The organism is Kordia sp. (genome assembly GCF_050633145.1).
In the GTDB taxonomy this organism is placed as follows: domain Bacteria; phylum Bacteroidota; class Bacteroidia; order Flavobacteriales; family Flavobacteriaceae; genus Kordia.
Genome location: NZ_JBOEFY010000013.1, coordinates 18,540 through 41,687 on the forward strand (window position 1 = coordinate 18,540; position 23,148 = coordinate 41,687).

A 23,148-nucleotide genomic window follows, 5' to 3' on the forward strand; every position below is an offset into this window, starting at 1 on the left:
GAAATTATGAAGTTTCAAAATCTGTTCTTAATGCTGTTAGCAAGCCTCTTTTTTTCTTGCGAAATCAGTATTTCTAATGAATATCTTCAAGATGTAACGGTAAAAAGTGAAGGACTTTCCTGTGATGGTATTAAAATGGTCAATTACACAGGACAGATCAATAGAACTAAATTTCACTATGGAGAAAAAGTTCTCTTCATTTATGAAAACATGACCGGATTTGTGTTGCAGAACAATTTAGCGTATCCAGAAATGGATATATATGTTCTAAACAAAAAAGGAGATACAATTATGGCAAAACCTAATTTATTCTTCAAAGACTCAAAAGGATATTCAGAAGCAGATTTAAACTTACGATCCGAACTCATATTTGCAAAACCAATGCTTCCAAGCAAGGAATATATAGCAATGGTAAACATTCGAGATAAAAACAGCGATACATATTATAATTGGAGTAAAAATTTCGAGATCATTCATAGTCCACTAATAAACACCAAAAAGGACGGGCTTGACTATGACATTCAATATTTATATTCTAAAGAACGTGATATTGGAATTATTGACAATGTAATTAAGCGCAATGAAAAAATATATCTAATTATTGAAAACTTAAGTGGTTTTGATATTGACGAATACGGAAGTGCTAACATAGAAGCTTCTATCAGTTTGACGTCGGCAGATGGAACGCTGATTAATAAAAATGACAATCTGTTCCCAAACCTTGTCAGCGCAAAAGATTTAAAAGATCAATTATATGCATCTATTCAAATCGCTTCTGCAAGTGGAAAAAAACCTGTGACTTGTATTTTTAAAATGAAGGATACTAAAAGCGGTCATAGTTTAGAAACTACTTTTGATCTTACTGTGGTAGAATAGAAATAAGTAAACAATCTACTTTTATATCTAAACGAAACTTATATTTTTGCTTTAAATTCCAAAATACAATCATGAGTATCGAAAGAGACATCAAAAAACGTAGTGGCGCAAGTTGTGAATTGTGTAGTGCTACTGAGAAATTAGCCATTTACCATGTTCCGCCAAATCACGAAAACAAATTAGAAAAGTCTATTCAAGCATGTGAAACGTGTATTTCTCAAATTGAAGATGCGGATACAATGGATGCTAACCATTGGCGTTGTTTGAATGATAGTATGTGGAGTGAAGTTAAAGCTGTGCAAATTGTTGCTTGGCGCATGTTGCACCGATTGAAAAAAGAAGGTTGGCCACAAGATTTGCTAGATATGATGTATTTGGACGAAGACGATTTAGCTTGGGCTGCAGCAACAGGAGAAGATGTAGATAAAGATACTCTTATCAAACATGTAGATGTAAACGGCGTACAATTACAAGCTGGTGATAGTGTCGTTTTAATTAAAGATTTGAATGTAAAAGGTGCTGGTTTTGTTGCAAAACGCGGATCGGCAGTTAGAAACATTACACTAACGCATGACAATGCAGAACATATCGAAGGTCGTTTAAACGGGCAACATATTGTAATTATTACAAAATATGTGAAGAAGACGTAATTTTTCATCACACAAAAAAATAATGAAACGACTTATACTGTAAAAGGAATAAGTCGTTTTTTGTATCTTTCAACTTGATAGTTATGCATAATGATCAAAGAAATTGAAGTCAAATCGGTACTAAATAAAACGAAAAAAAGAGATGCTTGGTTTTTGGATGATTATACCTTCAATCCGTATCAAAGTTGCTCATACAATTGCCTCTATTGTTACATTCGCGGAAGCAAATACGGAAGTAATCTAGCTACAAGTTTATCGGTAAAAGTGAACGCGATTGAATTGCTAGAAAAACAACTTAAAAAACGTGCTGAAAAAGGCGAATATGGTTTTATAGTATTATCATCAGTGACAGATCCGTATATCAATATTGAAGAAGAATATCAGCTCACACGGAAAGCTTTGGAAGTCATTTTAAAGTATAAATTTCCTGTGCATATCATTACAAAATCGACAATGGTTGAACGTGATTTTGATATTTTAAAAGAAATTCATCAACAAGCAATTTTACCTAAAGATTTACAGCAGAAACTTTCTGGCGGCACGCTACTCACCTTCTCTTTCTCTACTGTAGATGATGCAATTGGGAAGATTTTTGAACCTGGCGCACCAAGACCATCACAACGAATTGAAGCTTTACAAAAAGCCATTCAAGCTGGTTTCCATTCTGGCGTAAGCATGATGCCTTTATTACCATTTATTACAGATACGACTGCGCATTTAGAAAAACTATTTAATACATTTAAAAACTGTGGTGCCAACTATGTTATGCCAGCAACATTGACGGTTTTTGGAAATGGAAAAGCAGATAGTAAGGTTTTAATGTTGAATGCAATCAAAAAGCACTTTCCAGAACTCGAAGCACGGTATTTAAAATACTTTTCAAACAGTCATCAATTGCCTGAATATTATAGAAATGCCTTTTACTTAAAGATGAAGGAACTTTCCAAAACGTATAATATAAAAGATCGAATTATCTAGTTTTAGAAGTACTTTTAAACTTTTAATTCAAAATTGAAATGAGCATCAAAATAAAAGAAATACACGCTAAAGAGACGTATCATCTTAGACACCAAGTAATGTGGCCAAACAAACCCCTGGAATTTGTAATGTTAGATAATGACGAAGAAGGCATCCATTTTGGGCTTTTGAAAGACTCAATTATTATTTCTGTAGTATCCTTATTTATAGAAAATAATGCTGCTCAATTTAGAAAGTTTGCAACCAATGCTTCTGAACAAGGAAACGGATATGGCTCTATGCTACTTACGCATATAATAGATGTAGTTTCTAAAGATAAAAATATTGACAAATTATGGTGTAACGCCAGAGTTGACAAGACTTTATTCTATGAAAGATTTGGAATGGTACAAACGACCAAAAGATTCAACAAAGCAGATATACAATATATAATTATGGAGAAAAATGTTTCTTAAAAATGTATTTGGAGCTAAACAGAAACCCTATTTTATAGATCATCCAAAAAAAGTAAACCTTTACCGATTGCGCTATCACAAAAAGAAACCATTTAACTACTGAAATCTAGTGGCATTTAATAAGAAAACTAATAATTACATTCGATATTGGTTTCATATATGACAATTGAACTAAAGCTTGTTTTAATAGCTTTGTTATGGAGTATCTACTATATTATAAACTATTTTCATTCGCCAAATTATAATTATAAGGTCCACCAAAACCTTCAATATCTGCGTTATTATTAAGAGTCCAATTAATTTGTTCTCCTGTATTATTATTAAACACCGCCGTTTTCTGAATATTTCTCACATTGAGTCCAATATTTTGAATATATGTTCTAATTAGAAGATGCTCAACATCAATTCCACCTGCCACTCCATCCTCTCCTGGAGTTCTGTTAACTCCATCAATCTGTATTTGTACTTCCATTACAATAATATTATTTAGCTCAACTTGAGAAAACCCCATTTCTCTTATAATCTCTAGGCGAAGAATAAATCGATCTCGCAGGTTTGCAGAAGTACCTACATATACAGGTCTGTTAGTAGCCGGATTGTGAATCACATAAAGTCTCGAAGCTTGATGAATAGCTGGATTGGCAGTCACAAGACCATCATTGATAACTATACTATTTGTAAAGTTGTAATTAAAATCTATATTAATTGGCATAATGTTTTCCTTTTATTTTAGTTGAAATTATAGGTTTTCTTTATTTCCTATAACATATAATTAATTGCTCCTACGCTATTTTAGCATTTCGAATTTCACCTCTTATAATCAAAAGAAAAGGTGGCAGTTACTCAATCGAATATTTCTCTTTTGATTACGTTTCAAAATTACTTTGGCGACTTGATTTTACTTTTATAGGGTTTAATAATTAGGTGTTTCCCCCAATGACCAAAATTGTCTACCTAGCTTTTTGACACTATAAATTTGAGAAATAAATAAAAGGAGATTAAAAAAAATGACACGAATGGAAATATTTATGTCGTAAACAACTGAATTAGATATGTAAAAGAAAAAGATTAACAAATTATGGTGCAATACCAGAATTGACAAGGCTTTATTTTATGAAATATTTGGAATGAAGCAAGTTTCAAAAAAAATTACTAAAGCCAATATAGATTATGTTATAATAGAAAAAACATTTGTAGAAAAAGACTAAAGTATCAAATTGTATTTTTCAAACAATCTAAAAATACTACCCTGAGCTAGAGGAAAAGTCTCTAAAACACTTTTCAAACTGTCATCAATTGCTCGATTTTCACAGAGATACTTTTTATGTAAAGATGGGAGAACTTTCTAGAAAGCGCCTTATACCAAACCGCATCTTTCATAATCGAAATTCATAAATCGTAAGCATCATTACTTTGGGACTCATACAATTTCGGATAGATTTGTTTTAATAATTTAACTTAAACATTTTACTATTATGAAAAAAAGGAATCTAAAATCTCTGAATTTAAACAAGAAAACAATTTCTGGATTTGACGGAAAATTATCTGGAGGAAGATTGGGTCTTTTAACTGAAAATGATGTACGTGTTTGTAATTTATCTATTATTGATGGTTCAAACTGTCAGTCGCAAGGTGGTTGTACTGGAGGAACTGATGAAACACTTACATGCGCTGCTTGGTCATGTATGTGTAACAAGTAATAATTAAAAAACAAAAGGCTCTGCAATTTCTTGACAGAGCCTTTTTCCATTAACTAACCAATCCTAAATAATATTTATGAAATTTCTATGGTGCGCTTAGGCTTCACCTTATCTTCTTCTTTTTTTGGCAAAGCAACATTCAAAATTCCGTTTGTATATGTTGCGTTGATTTCTTCTTTGTTTACGGTTTGTGGTAACTTAAAAGAACGTGTAAATGCTGAAAAACTAAATTCTTTGCGCGTATAATTTTCTTCTAATTTCACTTCTTCTTTCTTCTCTTCTGTACTAATTGTCAACACATCATGATCTAAAGAAAGCTTAAAATCTTCTTTTGCTTTTCCTGGCGCAGCTACTTCCAATATAAAATCATCTGCCGTTTCTTTAATATTTGTAGCTGGAATATTTCCTTTTGTCGCTGTCGCTGGATTTGTAATTCCACCAAACCAATCTGTTTGGAATAATTCATCAAAAATTGAAGGGAAATCTGCGTTTTTTCTTTTTACTATGTTCATCTTATTTGTTTTTTAAAGTTTAATTTTTGTTTTGTTCAGTTTGTTATTCAAATACGAGTTGTATAAGTCAAAAAGGATTCCAAGTACAAAAATGCGTCATCTTGACAGTTTTGCGTGTTAAAATAATGACATAATGGCATTTTTTACTAAAAAACGATGTGACATGGTGACGGAAATACCGCTATTTTAAACAAGTTCATCTCTCGTTTGCTATTCAACTGATAAACCAAAGACTTATGAAAAAGTGAATTTTATAAGTTTAAAGTGTTTTAATAATTAAAATTATACACTACTTTGATCTAAAATTAAATTCATCTACTTTTAAATACAACTAACTTATATATCAATCATAACCTCTATTAAATGAAAAAAAAACACATCGGAATACTTGTACTTATGTGCTTTATGATTTCTTCTTGCGAATATTTTAATTCCGGAAAAGAAAAAGAGAGTACTCCATCAGAAACAAAAACTACTAAAAAAGAAGATTCTGCTAAAGAAGAAAAAACAGAGGAAGCAGAAAAAGAAAAAGTAATTGAAAACACAAAACCTGCTTTTGGAATTGATATTTCCTCGTATCAAGGCAATGAGATTGATGCACTTGAAAAAGATAGAGATAGCATCGATTTTATTATCTGTAAAGCAACACAAGGCGCAACATTCATAGATCCAAGATTTCAACAAAATTGGACAACTATCAAAGAAAAAGGATTTATTAGAGGTGCCTATCACTATTATAACAGTCAAGACAATCCTATACATCAAGCTGAATTTTTTATAAATACAATTAAAGACATTCAACCAACCGATCTTCCTCCTGTTATCGATATAGAAGGTGGCTCAGTTGAGAGAGGACAATCTATTGACGAAATTCAATTAAGTCTTTTAACGCTTTTGAAAGAGATAGAAAGCAGACTTCTGGTTACACCTATCATATACACAAATACTGAGTTTGCTAATGAATACTTAAACAACCCAGAACTTGCTAATTTCCCATTATGGATTGCCGATTATGAATCTAAAGATTCTCCAATACTACCAAATACATGGAAAGAAAAAGGATATGTACTTTGGCAAAAATCTGACACCTATAAGATTTTAAATTACACCAATGATGAAGATTATTTCAATGGCGATTTAGAAGCATTGAAAGCATTTATTAAAAATAGTCGCAAGTAAAAGTATATCTGACATAGACTAAACATAAAAAGACCTTTCTCACAAACGAGAAAGGTCTTTTCTATATATAAATTGAATACTATTTTATAACTAAAAAGCTTATGCTAATACAGCTTGAACTTTATCAGCAGCTTCTTGGAATTCTACTGCAGATTGAACATCCAATCCAGAGTTATCAATTAATTCCTTAGCGATATCTGCATTCGTTCCTTGTAAACGAACAATAATTGGTACTTGAATTGCGTCTCCCATACTCTTGTATGCATCAACAACTCCTTGTGCAACACGGTCACAACGAACAATTCCACCAAATATATTGATTAAGATCGCTTTTACATTGTCATCTTTTAAAATGATTCTGAATGCTTCTTCAACACGTTTTGCATCAGCAGTTCCTCCAACATCTAAAAAGTTAGCAGGTTCTCCACCAGCCATCTTAATTAAATCCATTGTTGCCATTGCCAATCCAGCTCCATTTACCATACATCCAACGTTTCCGTCAAGATCAACATAGTTTAAACCAACTTCTTTTGCTTCAACTTCAATTGGGTTTTCCTCACGTAAATCGCGCATTGCTGCGTAATCTTTGTGACGGAATAATGCATTTTCATCTAAAGTAACTTTCGCATCAACTGCCATGATTTTATCATCAGAAGTTTTCAATACAGGATTGATTTCAAATAATGAAGAATCAGAAGCTACATATGCTTTATATAATGAAGTAACAAAACGCGTCATTTCTTTAAAAGCTGTTCCGCTTAATCCTAAGTTGAAAGCAACTTTTCGCGCTTGAAATCCTAATAATCCTTGTGCAGGGTCAACTTCTTCAGTAAAAATTAAATGTGGCGTTTCTTCTGCAACAGTTTCAATATCCATTCCACCTTCTGTAGAATACATAATCATGTTACGTCCAGTTGCTCTATTTAACAATACAGACATGTAAAACTCGTTTGTTTCGCTCTCACCAGGATAATATACATCTTCAGTAACTAAAACTTGGTGTACACGCTTTCCTTCTGCAGAAGTTTGTGGTGTTACCAAATCCATTCCGATAATTTGTCCAGCGATGTCTTCTACTTCTTGAAGATTTTTGGCAAGCTTCACTCCGCCGCCTTTTCCACGTCCACCAGCATGAACTTGTGCTTTAATCACATGCCATCCTGTTCCTGTTTCTTCTGTCAATTGCTTTGCAGCCTCAACAGCTTCTGCAGGTGTAGAAGCTACTTTTCCTCTTTGAACGCGTACGCCAAAACTTGCTAATATTTCTTTTCCTTGGTATTCGTGTAAGTTCATTTTACGAAATTTTTTATAGAGCACAAATGTAAAAAATCGAATGCATTAAAACCAATTAATTTTTGTTTTTGATGAATTAAAAAAAGAAAAAGAGCCATTCGAGTGAATGACCCTTTTAAAATATGCGTATGATTCTTTTTTCATAACTAAAAAAAGAAGTCTAAATATGCTTTCCCTTTCTAATTTAATGAGGTTTTTATGGTATTTCCTTATCAATTGGGAATGGACAAGTAAAAATTGAGCAATCCAATGTACAATCAATGGTACACAAATCTGTTGGTTGAGGCGGACAACCTAAAAAGGTATTTGTCCCGCATCCATGAGGCAAACAGGAAACACAAGTACAGGTACTCATCGTAGGTACATTTGTAGTAAATGGTCCAGCGCCACCACTTTGTTCTTGTAATTGGCTAATTTTTCGTTTGTTTAACGATAATGATGTAAGATTCTTTTTTTTCATGATAGTATAATTTTGGTTATACTTAAAGTTAATTACACTAAAAATCAAAGCATTACGGTTTAACCATAAAAAAAAACAAGAAATTCACCTTGAAAATCGTTTGTCTAATTGTATAAAACTAAACACTTTAAAAATCAAACTATAACTGTTTATCCATAAAAAAAAAGAGTCAATCCTAAGAATGACTCTTTCAAGAGTATGTCGGTTATGTATTAAGGCTTATAACAAACATTATTTCTCACAATGGTCAGAATGATTGACACATGACATGATACAAGATTCTACTTTGCTTTTATCAACAGTAACCGAACTAGCAGCTCTAGCACCTCCAAAAACATTGTTTTGTAATTTAGAAATTGATTTTTTGTTTAGTTTTAAGTTTTGTGAGATTCTATTCTTCATGACTTTTAAATTTTATGTTCATGTAAAACTCAGCATAAAAACCTTTATAAACAACACTTTACAGGTAGTTACTAGTGACATTTTATAAAATATCACACTTAAAATTCACAACATTTACATAAAAATTATCCTACAAAAAAGCGAACATTGCTGTCCGCTTTTCATAAAATTTCATAATTACTTGTCACAACCTTGATTTGTAATTCCCACTGGTTCTTCACAACTAGGTCTGCAACTTACACAACTACAACCACTATTTGTTGGACATCCGTCGGATTCATTTCTAAATCCTCCAATAGAGTTTTGTAATTCACTAATTTTTCGTTTGTTTAAAGCAAGTATGCTTACATTTCTTTTTTTCATGATTTAAAATTTTAATTAATGATTAATAAAACATTTATCTAATATAAAGCATATCTGAGTTGAAAAACTTGTATATACTGCATTTTACAAATTGAATGTACTATTCATACTTATACAAGTATCAATGATGACAAAGATTCAATGTTTTTTTAGGACCACATGGATCTTCCGAAGCACATTGCGCTCCTTCTGATGGTTCTTCCGTAGGATGTCCTCCATGCAATTTTCTTGATTCTAATTTTGAAATTGTTCTAAAATTGAGTTCCAATTTCTTAAAAGTAATTTTTTTCATGACTTTCTGTTTTTGGTTTAATTACTTAAAGATAAAACTCATTACTCTGAACAAAAACTTTTAAAACTCGCCTTTTATAAATTTGGAGAAGCCTTTTATACTCAAAAAGGTGCTATTTTAAAACTGTTACAAATATAACTTTTTGTGTTATTTTTATATTTTTTAAATATTTTTTTTATTGTAATTTCATTTTAATATAGTTTTGAATTGTTAAAATAATACGATGAAGCATACCGATTTATTAAAAATAGCGCAAACGTTTGGAAATCCAACGTATGTTTATGATGCGAGTAAGATAACTTCGCAATACGAACGCTTAACGAAAGCGTTTCAAACTGTACCAAAGCTAAAGTTGCATTACGCAGTAAAAGCCTTGTCTAATTTGAGTATTTTAAAGTTGATGAAATCGCTTGGCGCGGGATTGGACACTGTTTCCATTCAAGAAGTTCAATTAGGTTTAGCAGCAGGGTTTAACGCCGAAGATATTATGTATACACCCAATGGTGTTTCGCTACAAGAAATTGAACATGCAGCTCAATTAGGCGTAAAAATTAATATCGATAATCTTTCTATTTTAGAACAGTTTGGTAGTAAACACCCAACTATCCCTGTGTGTATTCGAATCAATCCGCATGTAATGGCTGGTGGAAATCACAATATTTCTGTAGGACATATTGATTCAAAGTTTGGGATTTCCATTCACCAAATTCCGCATGTATTGCGTATTGTAGAATTGACAGGAATGCACATTAACGGAATTCACATGCATACAGGAAGTGATATTTTAGACATTGACGTGTTTTTGTACGCTTCCGAAATTTTGTTTAAAACCGCAAAGAACTTTAAAAATCTAGATTTTATCGATTTTGGAAGCGGATTTAAGGTTCCTTATAAAAAAGATGATATTCATACTAATATTGAAGAGTTAGGAGAAAAATTAAGTGCACGTTTCAATGAATTTAGCAAAGAATACGGAAAAGAGCTGTCACTCAATTTTGAACCTGGAAAGTTTCTTGTAAGTGAAGCTGGTTCTTTTCTTGCCGAAGTTAATGTTGTAAAACAGACAACCTCAACGGTTTTTGCTGGAATTGATAGTGGTTTTAATCACTTAATTCGTCCAATGCTATATAATTCTTATCATCATATAGAAAATATTTCTAATCCTGAAGGTCGCGAACGCTACTACTCAGTTGTTGGTTATATCTGTGAAACTGATACGTTTGGTAACAACCGAAGAATTAGTGAAATCCGCGAAGGCGATATTTTAAAATTTAATAATGCCGGAGCTTACTGTTTCTCAATGGCGAGCAATTACAATTCTCGTTATCGTCCTGCCGAAGTTTTATGGCACAATAATGAAGCGCATCTAATTCGCAAACGCGAAACATTTGACGACATATTAAAAAATCAGGTTGAAATTGATCTTTCCGTCAAGAAAAAGAAAAAAAGTGTTCCCAAAGCTGTTTAGGAAGGGAATTAAGTGTTGAGAAAGTGTCTGGTAGTGCAGACACTTTTTTTTATTCTGTACTTTTTTTTACAGAAATAATCTTTTTTTGATCACGATCATATTTAACTATAAATTCTGTACTACCTGCAAAACCTAAGTCTTCTTCAATAAAAGCAAGTGTTATATTTTTTGTGGAATCTTCTGGAAAAAATGATTCTTTGATAATGTTGACAGTTATTTTAGCATCTACTCCTTTTTCTTTTAAAGAATCTATTCGATATTCTATCGCTTTGAATTCCTTCAATTTAGTCAATTTGCTCGAAAAGTCATCTTCCATAGTTTTTGCAACTTCATTTTTGCATGAAGAAAATCCTAGAAAACAGAAGATCAATATAATTGCGCTTTTCGTGTATCGTTTTATAATATGCCTATTCATTAAGTTTTTATATATCTTATTTTTAGAAATATACTAAATATAAGAATGCTTCAAAACTATTCTCAATCTTTAATTATAAAACCTCAATATCCACAAGAATTTAAAATCTTTATATAAAATAGTATCTTGTAGAAACATTTATTTATTTCGCTTGATGAAAAAATTACTACTTGTATTGTTTTTAATCTGTTTGGGCTGTACTAAAGAAAAAAAGTATGATAATCCTATTGAGTTTGCACTTTCGGCAGATACTGATAAGATTCAAAATGTGATGAAAAACCTGAGAGCACATGAAGTTCAAATCATGGTCACAGATGCGGAAGGAAATACATTTGATTTTCAACTGAACGCTTTCAATTATTTTTATCCTGCAAGCAGCGTTAAATTTCCAATTGCGCTTTTAGCGCTAGAAAAGGCAAATAAAATTCCACTAATTACAAGTGAAACTCCTTTTTCTATTGAAGGTGATTCGATACAAACGACCATTCGCAAAGAGGTTCAGAAAATTTTTGCCGTAAGCAATAATGAAGCCTATAATCGATTGTTTGAGTTTTTACGAAAGGATAACATCAATACTAGTTTACACAGAAAATCATATATTTTAACCCGCATTTCTCACAGATTAAGCACTTCAAATCCTGCGTCTATATTTTCTAAAGCAATTATGTTTACCAAAAATGACAGTATTGTATATCGTCAAAGGAAAGTTAAAAATAGATTGATTGATTCTTTAGATTTAAAAAGAACATATAAAGGCAAAAGTTTTTATAGAAATGATTCTTTAATTGAGCATCCAATGGATTTCTCAAAGAAGAATTACATTCCGCTACAAACACTTCATCAACTTATGTATCGATTTCATCATACAAAAAGTCAACGAAAAGAAACTGTATTTAATCTTTCTGAAAAGGATCGTGATTTTGTTTTAGAAGTAATGCACAAAACACCAAAACAACTAGGGTTTAACGATCCTGAATATTATGATAGTTATGTGAAGTTTTTTATGTTTGGTGACAGTAAAGAACCAATGCCTGCACATATTAAAATATATAATAAAGTTGGATATGCCTATGGTTATTTGACAGATTGTGCACATATTGTAGATACAAAAAACAATATTTCGTTTACCATTACAGCGACAATTCATGTAAATAAAAATCAAATTTTTAATGATGACACATATGAGTATGACGAAATTGGCATTCCGTTTTTAGCAGAATTAGGTAGACAAATACATACGTTTTACATCCAACAACAAAAGAATTAACATAATGAGAAAATTTGCTTTTTTATTAATTTTAAGTGTTTCTATAAGTCAAGCTCAGCAAATTCAACTGGAAAGAGATTCGGTTTTAACAACAAAAGACACTATATATTTTTCTGTTAAAAATAATATGTTATCGCCTTTATATTTTATTCTTAATTCAAAAGACTCTGTTCCTGACGCTATCGTTTATAATAGAGGAACACTTTTAAAACCAAATCAGAAACTAAGAGGTTTTGTAAAAGTTCCGCGCAATATTTTAGAACATGATAGTGCGTTGTTTAACTTTAGCAAATATTTTAAATTCAAAGCTGGTTATGGCAATCCAGCTACTGTAAACCATAATAATTCATATCGATATTTATTACCGTATAAGAAAAAACGAAAATTGATTCAAGGAAATTACGGGAACTTTTCACACGATCATATTGCATCTTTCCATGCATATGATTTTGGAACTAAGATTGGAGATACAATTTATGCTGCTCGCGAAGGAAAAGTGGTTATGATTAAAGAGAATTCAAAAAAACATGGTCGAAGCCGAAAGTTTGTCAATGATGGTAATTATGTAATTATTCAACATGATGACGGAACAACTGCTTCGTATTTTCATCTAGATTTTAATGGTGCTTTGGTTGAAAAAGGTGATATTGTACAACGTGGACAAAAAATAGGAATTTCAGGCATGACTGGTTTTACCACAACGCCACATTTACATTTTGTAGTTCATAAAGCTACCGAAGAAAAAGGGAATGTTTCAGTTCCAATTGAATTTGAAGGTTTTGTTGGAAAGAAACTTAAGAAAGGGAAAAAATATAAACGAAGAAACTAAGAATGGAAGGTTTAAACATAGTCATTATTATTGCAGTGCTACTATTTGTAAGATTAGGCATTCGACTGTATAGAAATTATCCAAAATCAGACGACTAACACATCAATTAACACCATATTATGCTAAAAATTTTTCGTTCTGTTCGGCAACGACTTTTAAAAGAAAATAAGTTTAAAAACTATTTTTTGTATGCTATTGGAGAAACGCTATTGGTTATGATTGGAATTCTATTAGCGCTACAAGTGAATAACTGGAATGAAGTCAGAAAAACAAAAGTACAATTAAACAATACCTTAAGTACTGTAGTGAATGATTTGTCTTTGGATACCTTAATGGCTACTCAAATTATAAAGTATTACGAAGCAAATCAAAAAAATAGCTTGCGAATTATCAATAAAGAAATCACCCTTAATAATTATAAAGAATGTCCAAGTTGTGCAAGTTTAATTACCTTATACAAACCTTTTAATATCCAAACCAAAGGATATGATATTTTGAAAAAAATTACGAATCAACAAATTGATAAAAAGGATAGTTTGATTACCGATCTTTCTCAACTGTATTCATTATTTCTACCAATGCTTCAAAAAAGCAATGATCGTTTAGAGAATGATGTTTTGAAAAATTTAGAAAGTTTTAAGCAGTATTCTTGGTTTGTAGATTGGACTCAACAAAAATTCAATTCAGAAATGATTACTTATTTTTCTTCCAGTGAAGATTACCGAAAAAAAGTAGCCGCGCACAATTTACTAGCTTCCAGAAATCATTTATTAATAGTCAAATCATATAAAGCAAATGCAAAAGTGATGTTGGAGCGAATTAAAACTAGATTAGAAGATGAATGAAGTTTATAAATCTTCATAAAACGTCAACCCATTCATATCCAAATCATAAAAAGCAAATTCTTTTGTTCCCCAACCTGTTTCTCTAAGTTGTGTTTGCGCATGAAATACATCTTTGGTTTTATATTCATCAAAAAGTGTTTCTGTACTTGCTATTAAAAAACGTAACATTGGGCGATCTATATTATTTTCCCATTCGGAAGCATCATGCCATTGCAAATGAATTTCTACATTTCCGCGTTTGATTCCTACATATTTCGGATCTGTTTTATGATCGGCAAAAGCGACTTCAAATCCGAGTTTATTCACATAAAAACCCAACGCTTTTAGTACATCTTTTACAGCTAGTACAGGATGAACACTTAAAAATTGTTCGGGTGCTTTCATACAATTAAAGATAGGAGTTTTTAAAGAAGATTTTATTTTGTTTGGTAAAAAAGTATCTTTAACATGTATTTACACACTATTTTGAATATAATTCTTATGAAACGTTTTTGTTTTTTTATTTTTTTATTGAATTCACTCATCACAATCGCACAAAATGACAATGAATCAATCGGCGCTCTTTCTGAAATTGGATTCTACACTATGGATACTACTTTGGATGAAACCGCAATCAAAAAAGAATTGAAAACAATTTTTCCAGATGTCTATTTTGTTGATGATGCTCCAGAAATAATTGATCGAACTATGGTTTATTTAGAAGCTATCACAGATGTAGCTGAAGATTATCCTGCGCATAACATGGAATATTTAAAATATTTTGCAGAAGGATTCTCAAAGACACAAAAGGAACAATTAACGACTTCCAAAAACGCATTTATTCTAGTATTGTATTATGAAGACAAAGACGTTTTTACACACACAAAAAAGCTATTTGATTGGGTTTATAACAAGACAAAAAATACAGACTTTTTTATTTATGATGGTGAAGTCAGAGAATATTTTTTACCAGAAATCTGGAAAAGAGACCGCGTAGACGCATGGGAAAATGGAATTCCTAATGCTGTCAAGCAACTTACATTGCATTCGTACAGAGAAGATGAGTACTGTCGCTCAATCACATTTGGAATGCAACGTTTTGGCTTGCCAGATCTTGTAATTGATGATTCTCCCTGTACAAATGTTTCTAATACAAGTCAATTGCTTGCAATTATAGCACAATTGCTACTTGAAGGAAATCAAATTGAAGAAAGTAATCTTTCCGTAGATTTAGATGCTATTAAGAATACGAGTTTTCAAAAGTTGATTCCAGAAATGACCTATGAGAATGCTGGCAAAAAAGCGACAATTAACTTTACTAGACTCGCTATACAAGAAGAAGGCGATCCTTTCAACACAATATTTCGAGTGAATTTTAAAAATGATGATTACGAAAATAGTCAGGCGTATGAAAGTGAAATTTACAAGCAGCTTTTTGGCTCAGAAGATGAAGTTACACATGTAAGTCATAATGATGAAATTATGGCGGCAAGCCAACGTGCTAAAGAAAAATTACCTGAGTTAAGAGCTTTATTTAACGAAGGACTAGAACAAGCTACTTTGGTACTAAAAGCTCCTTTTACAACTGATGAAGGAGGAAACGAATGGATGTGGATTGAAGTTACAAAATGGAAAGGAGAAACGATTGAAGGTATTTTACAAAACGAACCGCATTATATCAAAAATTTAAAATCGGGAGCGAAAGTAACCGTACAACAAATAGATATTTTTGATTATATCCTTTATAAAGCTGATGGCAGTCAAGAAGGTAATGAAACAGGAAAGTTGATTATGAAGTATGGGAATTGATTTTTAATTAGATACGCTTTGCTTTTAGACTCATTCCCGTGTAGACGGGAATCTCTTAGATTTGCTGTGCTCTTAGATTTTTAGACTTGCTTATTGTTTGAAACTATGTTTTTCGAAGTACTTCTCGATACAACAAATCGGAGATTTGCCACTCGAAGTGACGTTTGGAAATTTTAAATTATAAATATTGATTTTTAAATGTTGAAGTATTTAAAAATGCACGCTAAGCGATCCAAAAGCAAAGCGTGTCTATAAGCGATAGCGCTCCAAAGAAGCAACACTCTCTTGAAATTCAGTAACCATTTCTTCCACAACTGTTCCCGCAGGTTTTATTTCGTGAATTAATGCAGATACTTGTCCAATTTCTAATTCACCTTCTACCAAATCACCTTCAAACATTCCGCGTTTTGCACGTGCTCTACCCAATAAAGTTTTGAGCTCTTCCACAGATGGAGCTTTGGTATATAATTCTTCTAAATCTTCGTAGAATTTATTTTTCAACAAACGAACTGGTGCCAATTCTTTCAACATTAATTTCGTACTTCCTTCTTTGGCAGCTACCACTTGTTTTTTGAATTCAATATGTGAAGAAGCTTCGTCTGTTGCTACAAATCGGCTTCCAACTTGCACGCCATCAGCGCCTAAGACCATTGCTGCCAACATTGCTTTTCCACTTCCAATTCCTCCAGCAGCAATCAATGGAATTTCTAGTTGCTCTTTTACTGTTGGAATCAAGGTTAAGGTTGTTGTTTCCTCTCGCCCGTTATGTCCACCAGCTTCAAAACCTTCTGCTACGACTGCATCTACACCAGCTGCTTGCGATTTTAAAGCAAATTTTGAACTACTTACTACATGTGTTACTGTAATTCCGTTTTCTTTTAAAAATGGCGTCCATGTTTTAGGATTTCCCGCAGATGTAAAAACTACTTTTACACCTTCTTCCACAATGATATCCATAATTTCTTCAATGTTCGGATACAACATTGGGACATTCACACCAAACGGTTTGTCCGTTGCTTTTTTACACTTTTGAATATGTTCACGCAATACATCTGGATACATTGAACCAGCACCAATCAAGCCTAATCCGCCAGCGTTACTTACTGCAGAAGCCAATCGCCAGCCACTTGCCCAAATCATTCCTCCTTGAATTATTGGATATTGTATTTTGTATAATTGTGTGATTCTATTGTGTTCGAACAAAGCCATTCGTTAGTTAAGTTTTATTGTTTTATGATTTTTTTCGTGATCGTTTCTCCATTAGCTTCAATGCGTAACAAATACATTCCTGCTGCCAATTGACGTACATCTATTTGCTGAGAACTTGTTGAAGTCGTGTATACTTTGATGGTTTTTCCAACCAAACTCCCTAAAGTAATTGTTGCGTTTTGAGTTTCCGTTGGTAAGTTGATTTGTACAATCGCTTTCGCGGGATTTGGAAATACTTGAATCGTTTCTACATTTCCAGCTTCATTCGTATACAAAGTTTGAAATACAGATTCAAAGTCTGGAATTCCGTATCCTAATTGAATCGTAGGATTAGTATAAATAGAAGCTGATTCGCGAACGAGTTGCATCAACTCTACATTTGTTTTGTTTGGAAACGCTTGAACCAAGCATGCCATAGATCCTGCAATAATTGGCGATGAAAAAGAAGTTCCATTAGACGTTGTTAAACCAGCTGTATTAACAACATAAGCTTCAAAACCTTGTGCTACAACATCAGGTTTTACAGGAACATTTGGCGTTCTTCCTCGCGAACTAAATGATGCATAGTCTCCGCTTGCATCTACGGCTCCAATAGTAAATCCATTGCCATCTCCTGGTGCTATAATAATTCCCCAAGCTGTATTTCCTGAGTTTCCAGCAGAGTTTACGATGAGTAATCCTTTTTCAACTGCAATGTTAGAACCTTTCGTAATAAACGCAGTATTTCCATCCATATCGGCAGTTGTATAATTATATCTACTGTCATCAAAAGTATTGTATCCTAACGACGTATTTACCACATCAACTCCCAAACTATCTGCACGTTCAGCAGCTTCTACCCAATACGATTCTTCCAAAGGAGTTTCACTAGCTACATCTTCGGTTCTGAATAAATAATAACTTGCATCTGGTGCTGTACCCACAAATTGTCCGTCAATATATCCTGCCATATTTGACAAAACTCTAGTTCCATGATCACTTCCTGTAAAGGCATAAATATCTGTAGTACGATCTACAAAATCATACCCATTTAATAAATCTCCATTATTTCTTAAACGTTGAAAAGCCGGCATTGTATTTACGCTCGAAAAACCACTATCCATTACAGCAACCGTAATCCCTTCTCCCGTAAAATCTAACTCGTGCAATTTATCTACATTAATCATAGAAACTTGATTGGTACCATTTCCGTAATTGAATATAACCTGATTTTCAAAATTCTCTTTATTTCTATTTGAATTAGCTGTTACAGAAGGTCTGCCAGAAATATTTAATGAGCGATCAGCATATACTACTTGATCTACAAATGAGAGATTTAGTAAATTATCAATATCTGTTTGTGTTCCCAGAACATGTATACAATTGAACCATTTTGATTTTGCCTTAACCGTAATTCCTGTTTCATTTTTGACTTGCGTAATGTATGATTCATTCACAGGAACATCGCGTTCGTCAATTGCAACACTATGATTTGCTTTCAGATCGATTGCTTTTTGTGTAAGAATCGTTGTCGGATTGGCTAATGCATTGGCTACATCTGCTTTATCAGTAAAATACACCCAAGCATGTTGTGTTTGTGCAACACTGAATTGTGCTGTAAGTATGATTACGAATACGATCAGTTTTTTCATGGTTTGGGTCTTTGGTCTTGGGTTTTGGGTTTTGTCGCTTTGCTTCTTTTTTGGGTTTTGTTAATTTGTTGATTTGTTTTTTGTTGATTTGTTGGTTTGTCAAATTCTAATTCAAGTTCAAGTTCAATTTCGACTTCAAACTTCATCAAGAAATCACTCCTGAACCTATCAATTCTTCATCTATATACCAAGCTACAAATTGTCCTTCGGTGATTGCGCTTTGCGGATTTTCGAAATCTACATACGCTCCGCCATCTATTTTGTAAATCAATGCTTTTTGTAATGGTTGACGATATCGAATACGCGCCATGACTTCCATAGATTCGTCTGGTTGTAACGCCATATCTTCACGAACCCAATGCAATTCATCATCTTTTACAAATAAGGTACGTCTGTACAAACCTGGATGTGATTTTCCTTGTCCTGTATAAATTACGTTTTCTTTTACATCAGTTTCAATGACAAATAATGGCTCGGTAGTTCCACCAACAGCCAATCCTTTTCGTTGACCTTTGGTAAAGTAATGTGCACCTTGATGCTTTCCGACTACTTTTCCATCTGTTTTTTGATAGGTATGTTTTTGCGCATAGAATGCCAATTCTTCTTCTTTATTAGCAAAACTTGGCAGTTCTTTATGATAACTTTCTTTGTTGTTAGGAACCTCTACAATAACACCTTCTTTTGGTTGTAATTGTTGCTGTAAGAAGTCTGGTAATTTTACTTTCCCGATGAAACACAATCCTTGTGAATCTTTCTTTTCTGCTGTAATTAAATCTGCTTTTGCAGCAATTTCACGCACTTCTGGTTTTGTAAGTTCACCAATTGGAAATAATGATTTTTCTAATTGTTCTTGCGATAGTTGACATAAGAAATACGATTGATCTTTGTTACCATCTTTTCCTGCCAACAGTTTGTGAATCGTTTTTCCGTTTTCTTCAATGGTTTCTTTACGGCAATAATGTCCAGTTGCAACATAATCGGCTCCTAAATCGAGAGCGATTTTTAAGAAAACATCAAATTTTATTTCCCGATTGCATAATACATCTGGATTTGGCGTACGTCCTTTTTCATATTCGTTGAACATGTAATCAACAATACGCTCTTTATATTGCTCGCTTAAGTCTACTGTTTGAAATGGAATTCCTAGTTTATCTGCCACAATTAAGGCATCATTGCTATCTTCTAACCATGGACATTCGTCAGAAATAGTTACCGAGTCATCGTGCCAATTTTTCATGAATAAGCCAATGACTTCATATCCTTGTTCTTTCAATAGGTACGCAGTTACACTTGAATCTACTCCTCCAGAAAGTCCTACTATTACTCGTTTCATCTGTTTATTCCTTTCGTTTGTTTTATACTATGACTACTCATATATCTAACATCATTTTCGTACTTATTTCTAAGTTATTCTCGATACAATTTTTATACAAAAATCACTCGAATTGGCGTATTTAGTTTGCTAGAGTATGTATAGACGTACTAAATACATTTAGCTGACAAAGATACTACCTTTTTCGCTTTTTTACGAGTGGTTTCGCGCCAAGCATTTTTAAACACAAAAAAGCCTGAGTCGAAAGAACACTCAGGCTTTTTTTATATATTACATTTATAGTTACAATGCAGACAATTCAAATACTAAGTATTCTAAGAGTCTGTCAACTGTATTGAATCCGTCGTCGTGGTTTTCCGTATGAAATGAAGAGTAAAACACGCCTCCTTCTCCAACTAAAAATGTAAACGCCAAGTCTTTATTTTCTGTGATTTCTGCACCTGCTGCATCTCGGTATGTTACTGGTCCGTTAAACCAACTTACTACCGAAGCATCATTAGCACTTTCTACTACTTGCCATCCTCCAATGAATTCGTCAAGTAATATGGTATCGTCATTGCTTATTGTAATTCCAAAGTTTATTTGTAACCAATCAATCAAGTCTTGATCAAAAATTGTTGCTTCTGTTTCTGTAGAACGTCCGCTTTTTTCAGGATCTAAGAAATTGATGAATTGTTGTCCATCTCCTGTGATTCCTTCTAAGTATTTAAAAGCCCAATCGGTTGCATATAAAATTCCGCCATTACTTACGTATTGCGTAATATTGTCATTGTGTTCTGTGTAGCTTTCACTCAATCCACAGTTTAAAAAGAGAATATCATATTCTGCTAATAATGCAGGATCTGCAATTAAGTCTGCAAAGTAAAAGTCAACATTAGGCTGTAAGTTATCATTGGTTTTCGCCGTAAAAGCGCCAGTAGTACTTCCATGACCATGTCCGTGACTGTCTCCTCCTGAAGGTCTTCCTGCAAAAGTTCCATTAATGATATCAAATAATGGCTCTTGTGTAAATGGGTTTACCAAACCAATATCATATAATACAGATTCAATATTATCAAAGTTTCCTGTTACTACTCCAATTCTTGGAAAGCTTTCAATAGGAATGTCTGGAATATCAATATTGTCTTCACTAGCAACTTCTAGAGTTCTTTCTGAGCTAAACAATCCTTTTTTCAAAGATATCGTATAAGTTCCTGCAGTTAGGTTTGTCAATGTAAACGTTCCATCGGTTGCCGTGAGTGTTTCAGAAACTACCGTTTCATCTTTAGTTGCCGTAATCAATCCGTTTACAATTGGATCTGCATTATTTGGCGCTAAAAATTTTCCAGAGATACTACTTTCTCCTATTGGAGCTGCTTCGTTGTCCTTTTCACACGAAAGTAAAAAAGAAAAAACGAGTACAATCAGTGCTATTTTTTGAATTCTCATATCGTAATTTCGGTTAGATTGTTATAGTGTAGATGCACAAAACTCAATTTGGTTGCGTGCATTTTGTAATTTTAATTATTTAATCTCTAAGCTATTAAGCTTTTTATTTACATATTTAGAACAATTAAAAACTTGAAATTCCCCTAAACTTCTCAAAATTCAAGCAATAATTACCTTACTATTGCTGTTAAAAGTTTTGTGATACAGAATAGTAACAGCTTTTTATTTTATCTTATTTTAGCGTATATTCGAAAAACTAGCGTAGAATCTACTTATAAAATAAAGGTTTTACGATTCATTACATTAGAGATATTATTCCATTATACAAATGAAAACCATCATCCCAATTGATTCTTGTGAAGAAAAATTGAGAGCGCAATTTGAAAAAGTTTTCAGAATGCGTGTTCCCTATGAAAATGCGGTCTACGAGAGCAATGAAGAAGTAGAACGCGAGTATTTTAAAACAGGTGGCATATTTTATGTTAAGTATAGAATATATTATAAAGTTAAAGACGAACAATGCTTAACAGATCGGATTATTTTGTTTTTCCATAAAAATGGAGAATTAGCCTATTGCTTTTTCTATGATAATTTTGTGGTAGAGCAATATCATAAGTTCGATCAAGACGGAGACAAAACCATTGAAGCAATTAAAAAAAAGTAGTACATGAAATTGAAAATAGGAATTATTGCCATCACCTTTCTTTTTGTTTGGAACACAGGATTTTCACAAACAAAGAAAACAGACAGTCTAGAGATAAAGATTGGTCAGATGATTATGCTTGGTATTGGAAAAGATACCGAAATACGATCTGACAATAAGATTTTGGCAGATATTAAAGCGCAAAAACTCGGTGGTGTTTTGATATATGAAAAGAATATTACAAAGTTAAATTCGGTTGAAAATCTAACTAAATTGATTGCCACACTTAAGAAAGACTCAAAACTTCCGCTATTGGTAAGTATTGATGAAGAAGGTGGAAAAGTAAACCGATTGAAACAAAAATATGGTTTTCCAAAAACAGTTACCGCAAAATACTTAGGAGAAATAAACGATATTGATTCTACAAAATATTACAGTGATATTATTGCACACAACTTATTAGAGTTAGGTATCAATGTGAATTACACACCAGTTTTAGATGTTCATAATGATGATAATCCTCCAATTGGAAAGAATCACCGTGCATTTTCTACAAATCCGCAAGATATTATCAAGCATGCGCGACAAGTAATTTTAAGTCATCGTTATTTTAATGTAAAAACGGTGGTAAAACATTTTCCTGGACACGGAAATTCGCGTCAAGATTCACATTACAATGTAACAGATGTGAGCAAGTATTGGAAACAACAAGAAGTGTTTCCGTATATGAAATTGTTGTATGAAGGCAATGTAGATGCGATTATGACTGCGCATATTGTGAATGAAAAGTTAGACGATTCTAAATTACCTGCAACACTTTCTAAAAAGATTATGACCGATTATTTACGTGGTGATCTAGGTTTTGATGGTGTTATTTTTTCTGATGATATGCAAATGAAAGCCATTGCCGATCAGTTTGGTTTTGAAAAATCTATTCAAATGGCAATTCATGCTGGTGTGGACGTGTTGATGTTTTCAAACCATATTCCAATGAAAGGCCGCGATATGATTTTACCTCAAGATATTATTAATATCGTAAAAAAGATGATTGCAGATGGCGAGATTTCAGAAGAACGTATCAATGAGTCCTATCAAAGAATTCTAAAATTCAAGAAAAATTTGTAATTCATAA

At 32.7% G+C, this 23,148-nt stretch carries 26 protein-coding genes; 13 read left to right on the top strand and 13 right to left on the bottom strand.

The features are described from left to right. Positions 1-30: 30 nt before the first annotated feature. The 4 genes from ACRBBL_RS06830 (at position 31) to ACRBBL_RS06845 (ending at position 2,959) form a co-directional block, all read left to right on the top strand. Positions 31-876, top strand: a complete 846-nt coding sequence (locus ACRBBL_RS06830) for a hypothetical protein (RefSeq protein WP_431368277.1) — start codon at positions 31-33, stop codon at positions 874-876. 71 nt (positions 877-947) lie between these two features. Beyond that, positions 948-1,526: a PhnA domain-containing protein gene (locus ACRBBL_RS06835; protein WP_431368278.1), complete on the top strand. Its 579-nt coding sequence runs from the start codon at positions 948-950 to the stop codon at positions 1,524-1,526. Between the two features lie 90 nt (positions 1,527-1,616). Further along, positions 1,617-2,504, top strand: coding sequence for a radical SAM protein (locus ACRBBL_RS06840; protein WP_431368279.1), 888 nt, complete (start codon positions 1,617-1,619; stop codon positions 2,502-2,504). A gap of 38 nt (positions 2,505-2,542) precedes the next feature. Further along, a complete protein-coding gene (locus ACRBBL_RS06845) occupies positions 2,543-2,959 on the top strand; it encodes a GNAT family N-acetyltransferase (protein ID WP_431368280.1) in 417 nt (138 codons plus the stop codon). A gap of 214 nt (positions 2,960-3,173) precedes the next feature. Here ACRBBL_RS06845 and ACRBBL_RS06850 read toward each other — a convergent pair whose 3' ends face one another. After that, positions 3,174-3,671: a hypothetical protein gene (locus ACRBBL_RS06850; protein ID WP_431368281.1), complete on the bottom strand. Its 498-nt coding sequence runs from the start codon at positions 3,669-3,671 to the stop codon at positions 3,174-3,176. Positions 3,672-4,434: 763 nt separating this feature from the next. On the opposite strand from ACRBBL_RS06850, the gene ACRBBL_RS06855 reads away from it, so the two are divergent. Beyond that, positions 4,435-4,659, top strand: coding sequence for a hypothetical protein (locus tag ACRBBL_RS06855; protein WP_431368282.1), 225 nt, complete (start codon positions 4,435-4,437; stop codon positions 4,657-4,659). Positions 4,660-4,733: 74 nt separating this feature from the next. Here the strand turns inward: ACRBBL_RS06855 and ACRBBL_RS06860 are convergent, their stop codons facing one another. Next, positions 4,734-5,171 (bottom strand): Hsp20/alpha crystallin family protein, encoded by a 438-nt coding sequence (locus ACRBBL_RS06860; protein WP_431368283.1) that lies wholly within the window; start codon positions 5,169-5,171, stop codon positions 4,734-4,736. 363 nt (positions 5,172-5,534) lie between these two features. On the opposite strand from ACRBBL_RS06860, the gene ACRBBL_RS06865 reads away from it, so the two are divergent. Beyond that, complete coding sequence (locus ACRBBL_RS06865; protein ID WP_431368284.1) at positions 5,535-6,350, top strand: GH25 family lysozyme; 816 nt, start codon at positions 5,535-5,537, stop codon at positions 6,348-6,350. Positions 6,351-6,449: 99 nt separating this feature from the next. Here the strand turns inward: ACRBBL_RS06865 and sucC are convergent, their stop codons facing one another. From sucC to ACRBBL_RS06890, 5 genes are all read right to left on the bottom strand, one after another. Further along, entirely contained in the window at positions 6,450-7,643 is a 1,194-nt protein-coding gene (gene sucC / locus ACRBBL_RS06870; RefSeq protein WP_431368285.1) for an ADP-forming succinate--CoA ligase subunit beta, read from the bottom strand. Between the two features lie 196 nt (positions 7,644-7,839). After that, positions 7,840-8,103: a hypothetical protein gene (locus ACRBBL_RS06875; protein WP_431368286.1), complete on the bottom strand. Its 264-nt coding sequence runs from the start codon at positions 8,101-8,103 to the stop codon at positions 7,840-7,842. A gap of 231 nt (positions 8,104-8,334) precedes the next feature. Continuing rightward, on the bottom strand, positions 8,335-8,505 hold the full coding sequence (locus ACRBBL_RS06880; protein ID WP_431368287.1) for a hypothetical protein: 171 nt from the start codon (positions 8,503-8,505) through the stop codon (positions 8,335-8,337). Between the two features lie 177 nt (positions 8,506-8,682). Next, positions 8,683-8,868: a hypothetical protein gene (locus ACRBBL_RS06885; RefSeq protein ID WP_431368288.1), complete on the bottom strand. Its 186-nt coding sequence runs from the start codon at positions 8,866-8,868 to the stop codon at positions 8,683-8,685. A 121-nt stretch (positions 8,869-8,989) separates the two neighbouring features. Next, positions 8,990-9,160 (bottom strand): hypothetical protein, encoded by a 171-nt coding sequence (locus ACRBBL_RS06890; RefSeq protein WP_431368289.1) that lies wholly within the window; start codon positions 9,158-9,160, stop codon positions 8,990-8,992. A 223-nt stretch (positions 9,161-9,383) separates the two neighbouring features. On the opposite strand from ACRBBL_RS06890, the gene lysA reads away from it, so the two are divergent. After that, complete coding sequence (gene lysA / locus ACRBBL_RS06895; protein ID WP_431368290.1) at positions 9,384-10,628, top strand: diaminopimelate decarboxylase; 1,245 nt, start codon at positions 9,384-9,386, stop codon at positions 10,626-10,628. Between the two features lie 49 nt (positions 10,629-10,677). Here lysA and ACRBBL_RS06900 read toward each other — a convergent pair whose 3' ends face one another. Continuing rightward, positions 10,678-10,944 (bottom strand): hypothetical protein, encoded by a 267-nt coding sequence (locus ACRBBL_RS06900; RefSeq protein WP_431368291.1) that lies wholly within the window; start codon positions 10,942-10,944, stop codon positions 10,678-10,680. 253 nt (positions 10,945-11,197) lie between these two features. Here ACRBBL_RS06900 and ACRBBL_RS06905 point away from each other — a divergent pair, with 253 nt between their 5' ends. From ACRBBL_RS06905 to ACRBBL_RS06915, 3 genes are all read left to right on the top strand, one after another. Then, positions 11,198-12,310 (top strand): serine hydrolase, encoded by a 1,113-nt coding sequence (locus tag ACRBBL_RS06905; protein ID WP_431368292.1) that lies wholly within the window; start codon positions 11,198-11,200, stop codon positions 12,308-12,310. 4 nt (positions 12,311-12,314) lie between these two features. Further along, entirely contained in the window at positions 12,315-13,139 is an 825-nt protein-coding gene (locus tag ACRBBL_RS06910; protein ID WP_431368293.1) for a M23 family metallopeptidase, read from the top strand. A gap of 119 nt (positions 13,140-13,258) precedes the next feature. Beyond that, positions 13,259-13,984, top strand: a complete 726-nt coding sequence (locus ACRBBL_RS06915; RefSeq protein ID WP_431368294.1) for a DUF6090 family protein — start codon at positions 13,259-13,261, stop codon at positions 13,982-13,984. Between the two features lie 3 nt (positions 13,985-13,987). On the opposite strand, the gene ACRBBL_RS06920 is transcribed toward ACRBBL_RS06915, so the two are convergent. Next, the gene (locus tag ACRBBL_RS06920; protein ID WP_431368295.1) at positions 13,988-14,368 is read right to left on the bottom strand and encodes a glyoxalase superfamily protein; all 381 of its coding nucleotides are present in this window, start codon (positions 14,366-14,368) and stop codon (positions 13,988-13,990) included. 96 nt (positions 14,369-14,464) lie between these two features. Between ACRBBL_RS06920 and ACRBBL_RS06925 the strand changes: the two genes are divergently transcribed. Further along, entirely contained in the window at positions 14,465-15,772 is a 1,308-nt protein-coding gene (locus ACRBBL_RS06925) for a DUF2314 domain-containing protein (protein ID WP_431368296.1), read from the top strand. Positions 15,773-16,021: 249 nt separating this feature from the next. Here ACRBBL_RS06925 and ACRBBL_RS06930 read toward each other — a convergent pair whose 3' ends face one another. The 4 genes from ACRBBL_RS06930 to ACRBBL_RS06945 all read right to left on the bottom strand — a co-directional run bounded on the left by ACRBBL_RS06930 (position 16,022) and on the right by ACRBBL_RS06945 (position 21,373). Beyond that, positions 16,022-16,981: an NAD(P)H-dependent flavin oxidoreductase gene (locus ACRBBL_RS06930; protein ID WP_431368297.1), complete on the bottom strand. Its 960-nt coding sequence runs from the start codon at positions 16,979-16,981 to the stop codon at positions 16,022-16,024. 14 nt (positions 16,982-16,995) lie between these two features. Beyond that, positions 16,996-18,612: a S8 family serine peptidase gene (locus tag ACRBBL_RS06935; RefSeq protein WP_431368298.1), complete on the bottom strand. Its 1,617-nt coding sequence runs from the start codon at positions 18,610-18,612 to the stop codon at positions 16,996-16,998. Positions 18,613-18,757: 145 nt separating this feature from the next. Next, entirely contained in the window at positions 18,758-19,945 is a 1,188-nt protein-coding gene (gene mnmA / locus ACRBBL_RS06940) for a tRNA 2-thiouridine(34) synthase MnmA (RefSeq protein ID WP_431368299.1), read from the bottom strand. A 282-nt stretch (positions 19,946-20,227) separates the two neighbouring features. After that, positions 20,228-21,373, bottom strand: a complete 1,146-nt coding sequence (locus tag ACRBBL_RS06945; protein WP_431368300.1) for a carboxypeptidase-like regulatory domain-containing protein — start codon at positions 21,371-21,373, stop codon at positions 20,228-20,230. A gap of 328 nt (positions 21,374-21,701) precedes the next feature. On the opposite strand from ACRBBL_RS06945, the gene ACRBBL_RS06950 reads away from it, so the two are divergent. Continuing rightward, positions 21,702-22,037: a hypothetical protein gene (locus ACRBBL_RS06950; RefSeq protein WP_431368301.1), complete on the top strand. Its 336-nt coding sequence runs from the start codon at positions 21,702-21,704 to the stop codon at positions 22,035-22,037. Positions 22,038-22,040: 3 nt separating this feature from the next. Continuing rightward, positions 22,041-23,141, top strand: a complete 1,101-nt coding sequence (locus ACRBBL_RS06955; protein ID WP_431368302.1) for a glycoside hydrolase family 3 protein — start codon at positions 22,041-22,043, stop codon at positions 23,139-23,141. Positions 23,142-23,148: the final 7 nt, after the last annotated feature.